This is a genomic window from Acinetobacter sp. AL9 (assembly GCF_041464035.1).
In the GTDB taxonomy this organism is placed as follows: domain Bacteria; phylum Pseudomonadota; class Gammaproteobacteria; order Pseudomonadales; family Moraxellaceae; genus Acinetobacter; species Acinetobacter towneri.
In genome coordinates this window covers 1-257 of record NZ_JAYFSK010000248.1, presented here as the reverse complement: position 1 = coordinate 257, position 257 = coordinate 1, and the positions used below count along the sequence as shown (strand labels likewise).

At 53.3% G+C, this 257-nt stretch carries 1 protein-coding gene; it reads left to right on the top strand.

The annotated features are described in order from the left end of the window. Positions 1–187: IS66 family insertion sequence element accessory protein TnpB (gene tnpB / locus ACEO2X_RS14545; protein ID WP_371972211.1), on the top strand; the 187-nt coding region annotated here is incomplete at its 5' end. Positions 188–257 lie beyond the last annotated feature (70 nt).

The window sequence follows — 257 nt, the reverse complement described above, 5'->3', positions numbered from 1 at the left end:
GAAAGTGCTGGTACATGATGGACTGGGCATCTGGCTGTGTGCCAGGCGGCTGGAACAGGGAAAATTCCACTGGGCTCAAGTTCACCAAGGTGAAACCGTGGCCCTCAACCCGGAACAGTTACAGGCACTGATCCAGGGTTTGCCCTGGCAGCGCATTGGACGACAGCAAGTGGTAACAATGCTCTAAACCAAGCTCGGCTATTCTGCTATTCTCCAAACGTTCTATTTCCTCTGCGTCATGACCTCAGGCATACTGC